The organism is Pseudomonas sp. EGD-AK9 (genome assembly GCF_000465935.2).
GTDB lineage: Bacteria > Pseudomonadota > Gammaproteobacteria > Pseudomonadales > Pseudomonadaceae > Aquipseudomonas.
Genome location: NZ_AVOF01000319.1, coordinates 1 through 3,674 on the forward strand (window position 1 = coordinate 1; position 3,674 = coordinate 3,674).

Sequence of the window (3,674 nt, forward strand, 5' to 3'; positions counted from 1 at the left end):
GCTTCGATGCGCTGGAGCGGGCCTGCTCCGCGCTGCGCGCCGACGACAGCGTGCTGCGCCTGAAGGCGCCCTCGACCCTGACCATGCGCTGGCTGCTGGCGCGCCTGTCGCACTTTCGCCTGGCCTACCCGGAGAGCGAGGTGCAGCTGACCAGCGCCTGGATGGACGTGGACAAGGTGGATTTTCGCCACGAGCCCTTCGACTGCGCGGTGCTGCTGGCCGACGGCCAGTTCCCGGAGGAGTGGGACAGCGTGCTGCTGTTCGAGGAATGGCTGATCCCGGTCTGCGCCGCCGCCGATGTCGCCGCCGGCCCCTGGCCGCTGGCGCGGCTGCAGGCCGCCGAACAATTGCACCCGACCCCGGACCGGCGCGACTGGCGGCAATGGCTGCAGATCACCGGGCTGGCCGAGCGGATTCCGCTGAAGAGCGGCCAGCTGTTCGACATGCTCGAACTGGGCATAGTCGCGGCGGCGCGCGGCTATGGGGTGTCCATCGGCGATCTGCTGCTGATGGCCGAGGACGTGAATGCCGGCCGCCTCGGCCTGCCCTGGCGCCAGGCGGTCTACAGCGGCTCCAGCTACTACCTGGTGTGGCCCAAGGCGCACCGCGCCCAGGCGCGCCTGCAACGACTGCGCGATTACCTGCTGGCGGAGGTGGCGGCGATGCGCCTGCCCGAGGTGGAGCGGTTGTAGCGACGGTGTCTCAGCCCATCCCCGGCCGATACTGCAGCGCCTCGGCCAGGTGGCCGCGGGCGATCCGCTCCTCGTCCGCCAGGTCGGCCAGGGTGCGTGCCACCTTGAGTACCCGGTGCGCGGCGCGCAGCGACAGGCCGAGGCGCTCGCAGGCATTCTCCAGCCAGTGGCGATCCGTTTCGCTCAGGGCGCAGTGCCGACGCAGCCCCGGCAGGTCGAGAAAGGCGTTGGCCACGCCCTGGCGCCGCAGCTGGCGCTGACGCGCGGCGGCGACCTTGGCCGCGGCCTCAGCGGTGCTTTCGCCATCCTGTGCCGGGACCTCCAGCGCCGTGCTTTCGCGCGCCACGGTCAGGTGCAGGTCGATGCGGTCGAGCAGCGGCCCGGACAGCTTGGCGCGGTAGCGCTGGATCTGCTCCGGGGTGCAGCGACAGCGGTTGCTCGCATCGCCGAGGTAGCCGCAGGGGCAGGGATTCATCGCCGCCACCAGCTGGAAGCGCGCCGGAAAGCGCACCTTGTCGCGCGCCCGGGCAATGACGATATGGCCGCTCTCCAGCGGTTCGCGCAGCACCTCCAGGACCTTCCTGTCGAACTCCGGCAGCTCGTCCAAAAACAGCACGCCCTGATGCGCCAGGGTGATCTCGCCGGGCTGCGGACGACTGCCGCCGCCGACCAGCGCCGGCCCCGAGGCGCTATGGTGCGGGGTGCGAAAGGGACGCTGCGGCCAGTGCTGCAGCGGGGTATGGCTGGCCACCGAGTGGATCGCCGCCACCTGCAGCGCCTCGCTTTCGTCCAGCGGCGGCAGCAGGCCTGGCAGGCGGCTGGCGAGCAGGGTCTTGCCGGTGCCGGGCGGGCCGCTGAGCAGCAGGTTGTGCGAGCCGGCGGCCGCCACCAGCAGGGCGCGCTTGGCCGCCAATTGGCCCTGCACTTCGGCCAGGTCGGGGTAGGGCAGGCTCTGCCGGAGCAGGCCCCGGGCGGCATAGGGTTCGATGGGGGCCGTGCCGTTGAGGTGCGCGGCGATCTGCAGCAGGTGGTCGACGGCGATTACCCTGAGCCCGGAGGCGAGGCTGGCCTCTTCGGCATTGGCCGCCGGCACCAGCAGGGTGCGTCCGGCTTCGCGGGCGGCCAGCGCCGCCGGCAATACGCCCTGCACCGGACGCACGGCGCCGGACAGCGCCAGTTCGCCCAGGCACTCGTATGCATCGAGAGATGGGGCCGGTACCTGACCGCTGGCGGCGAGAATGCCCAGGGCGATCGCCAGATCGAAGCGACCGCCGTCCTTCGGCAAATCGGCGGGGGCCAGATTGAGGGTGATGCGTTTGCTGGGAAATTCGAAGGCGGCGTTGAGAATGGCGCTGCGCACGCGGTCCTTGCTTTCCTTGACCGCGGTCTCCGGCAGGCCGACCAGGGTCAGGGATGGCAGGCCGTTGGCCAGGTGCGCCTCGACGGTGACGGTGGGCGCTTCGACGCCGACCTGGGCGCGGCTGTGGACGAGGGCCAGGGACATGATCGCTCCTTGATCGGTCCCACCTTCTGTTGGATCAGTCGGTGGGTGGGTTGAGCTTGGCTTCCAGCTCGACAACCTTGGCTTCCAGCGCCTCCAGGCGCGCGCGGGTGCGGGCCAATACCACCATCTGGCTGTCGAACTCCTCGCGGCTGACCAGCTCGAGCTTGCTGAAGCCGCTCTGCAGCAGGGCCTTGAACTGGGCCTCCAGCTCCGCGCGCGGTAGCGGGCTGTCGCCGCTGAACAGGCGCGAGGCGTGGCTACTGAGGGTGTCGAGCAGGGCTTTGGGCGGCAGCATGGGCGGGTTCCGAGTACAGACGGCGGGCAGTGTAGCACGTGGTCGGCGGCGGGACGTCGTCCCGTCAGCTGCACGATTTTTGCGCACGGTCGGGGCGCATGGCGCACCAATCTTGTGCGTAAGTGCCGCCGCGGCCTCGCCCCGGTTGCATCAGACTGCAGGTAAAACCCTGAATCGCGGCGCTTTTATGGGAGCTGGCAAGCTTTCTGCTTAGGGCCTAGCGACTCATGCACCGATGCAGTACCGGTGCGTCGGACGGAGCGGGGGAGTGTTTCGTCGGGAGCGGTTGGTGGGTATCGGCCACGCCAGGCTGGGCGGTCGGTGCATTACAAAAGCCAGACACTGCGCTTAGACTTGAGCCGGGTTCGCAATTCCTGGGGCAAGTCCACCTTACACGGGAGAAAGTTTCATGAAGCTAGTCACTGCCATCATCAAGCCGTTCAAGTTGGACGATGTGCGCGAGTCGCTGTCGGAGATCGGCGTGCAGGGCATTACCGTCACCGAGGTCAAGGGCTTCGGCCGCCAGAAGGGTCACACCGAGCTGTATCGCGGCGCCGAGTACGTGGTCGACTTCCTGCCCAAGGTGAAGATCGACGTGGCCATCGCCGACGATCAGCTCGATCGCGTCATCGAGGCCATCACTAAGGCGGCCAACACCGGCAAGATCGGCGACGGCAAGATCTTCGTGGTCAATCTGGAACAGGCGATCCGCATCCGTACCGGCGAAACCGATACCGACGCGATCTAAAACCTCCGAACCCCACGCCCCAGGAGTAAACCCATGACTCTGCGAACTTTCGCAGGGCTAGGAGCCCTTTTGCCCTCGATTGGCGGTCCCGCGCCGCTGTCGACGACGAATGCCGGAGTCGGCGAAGTCCTCGCCGCCCCGCTGTGCCTGACCCTCGCAGGTCTCGCGCTCCGCGATGGGAACGCCTGGTCGCCTTGCGGCGCAGGGGGTTCAGCGATCCAGATCGAGCGTGGCAACTACCTGTAAAGCATACGGAACGCGTCCGGAGCCAACCCGGGCGTCTTAACCGAACAGCGCACAATAAGCGCCGGCAAGAGGTGAAAAATGGACAACACAGCATTGACTGCATTGCAGTACGGCTTCGATACCTTCTACTTTCTGATCTGCGGTGCCCTGGTGATGTGGATGGCGGCAGGCTTCGCCATGCTCGAATCC

General features: G+C 67.8%; 4 protein-coding genes. 2 read left to right on the plus strand and 2 right to left on the minus strand.

Translation table 11 applies throughout. The features are described 5' to 3' along the window. The coding region (locus N878_RS15015; protein ID WP_021444443.1) for a LysR substrate-binding domain-containing protein at positions 1-692 on the plus strand (692 nt) is incomplete at its 5' end. A 10-nt stretch (positions 693-702) separates the two neighbouring features. Here the strand turns inward: N878_RS15015 and N878_RS15020 are convergent. After that, positions 703-2,196, minus strand: a complete 1,494-nt coding sequence (locus tag N878_RS15020; RefSeq protein ID WP_021444444.1) for a YifB family Mg chelatase-like AAA ATPase — start codon at positions 2,194-2,196, stop codon at positions 703-705. Positions 2,197-2,230: 34 nt separating this feature from the next. Beyond that, a complete protein-coding gene (locus N878_RS15025) occupies positions 2,231-2,491 on the minus strand; it encodes an accessory factor UbiK family protein (protein ID WP_021444445.1) in 261 nt (86 codons plus the stop codon). Between the two features lie 409 nt (positions 2,492-2,900). Here N878_RS15025 and glnK point away from each other — a divergent pair, with 409 nt between their 5' ends. Next, positions 2,901-3,239 carry a P-II family nitrogen regulator gene (gene glnK / locus N878_RS15030; protein WP_003096476.1) on the plus strand — a complete coding sequence of 113 codons (339 nt, stop codon included), beginning with the start codon at positions 2,901-2,903 and terminating at the stop codon, positions 3,237-3,239. Positions 3,240-3,674: the final 435 nt, after the last annotated feature.